Origin of the sequence: Paenibacillus sp. VTT E-133291, from assembly GCF_002264395.1 — a bacterium.
In the GTDB taxonomy this organism is placed as follows: Bacteria; Bacillota; Bacilli; order Paenibacillales; family Paenibacillaceae; genus Paenibacillus_AQ; species Paenibacillus_AQ nitricinens.
In genome coordinates, this window is the sequence record NZ_NFVA01000209.1 from 1 (window position 1) to 1,365 (window position 1,365).

Annotated in this window: 1 protein-coding gene; it reads right to left on the reverse strand. The window is 38.8% G+C overall.

The window, feature by feature from the left end; all coding sequences use genetic code 11:
- Positions 1–214: 214 nt before the first annotated feature.
- On the reverse strand, positions 215–1,060 hold the full coding sequence (locus CA598_RS31580) for an AraC family transcriptional regulator (RefSeq protein ID WP_094879056.1): 846 nt from the start codon (positions 1,058–1,060) through the stop codon (positions 215–217).
- Between the last annotated feature and the right edge of the window lie 305 nt (positions 1,061–1,365).

A 1,365-nucleotide genomic window follows, 5' to 3' on the forward strand; every position in this document is an offset into this window, starting at 1 on the left:
AGAACTGGTTGATCTCATAATACGAACGGGCAGTTTAGTTGAACAAGATAAGTGGAGGTTTTATGTCCCATTTGACGCAAACGGCGCAGTAATGGGGGGAATGTTGGCCAAAAATTTTAATCGACGGCAGCTCTGAACGAGAAAATAGAGTCATAGGCTGTCACTGTTTTGTTGAACTAACGTTCCCCGTTACTTCAATAATTATAGAGTCTATTCACTTTTCGATGATTGGTACCCACAGTTCATGTTTTATCTTATGTCCTGGTCCTAAAAAATGCTCAATACAAGGTTGATTTGCAAGCTCGTATCCGGACGTAGGAAGCCATTCTGAATATAACCTTTTCCAAGCATCAATAACATTAGGGAATACAGCATATGTGCTTGGGGCAATTCTAATTTCCTCCATATCGGAAGGTGTTTCAGTGTCATATCGTACTCCCATAAAGTAATCGAATACCTCATCAGTGATAGCCGCCTCTTTGCCGCAAATGCCGACTAAGCTCTCCAGCTTGCATTTAGGTTTTACCCATGACATGTCAATCAAAGCTTGTTTGAAGCCATCCTTATTGGATTTTCTCCACAAAGCGGGAATCTCCTTAAATGCACGAGATGTTTTTACACTTTGACGTTTTCCTACAAAACGCAATTCAGTATCCATTCTTTCAATTCGATATGCCAATTCTACATCCCCTTTAATTGTAATTTGAAAGGAGATTCGAGGATAGGCTTTTAACTGCACACCTGTATCTCTGACTGAATTGGGCGTGACACTGTGAAGCTTCTTGAACGCCCTTGTAAAAGCATCAGATGAGTCATACCCATATTTCAAAGCAATATCAATGATTTTGGCATTACTTGTTTGAATATCAAAGGCTGCTTTGGTAAGGCGTCTACGACGAATATATTCTGAAAGAGATATTCCTAATAATGATGAAAACATCCTTGAAAAGTGAAACTCAGAGCAGCAAGCTGCTTGAGCAACCGAGGAATATTCGATTTTATTATCTAGATTGTTTTCAATATAATCTACAGCAGCATTAAATCTATCAAGCCAATCCATATTCGATCCCCCTTTCAAAATTAATTATAGTGGGATTATTTTTAGTATACCCTGCAAACCATGCCTGAAAATGCAGGAGGTAACAGTTCGACTCTTCGAACACGTTTCATACTTCTCCATACTTTCTTCACTAACATTTCGCTAGCCAATCATTACAATCCTGCCAGTTAGCTTAATACATGTTTTTCATCGAGAGTCATAGCGATTGTTGCGCAGTACGAAGATAAATGTGTAATAAAAGAAAGCGTGCTTGTTCAACTAACGGGACACGATAATTGAACATAAAGGGTTTCACATATTAGTCA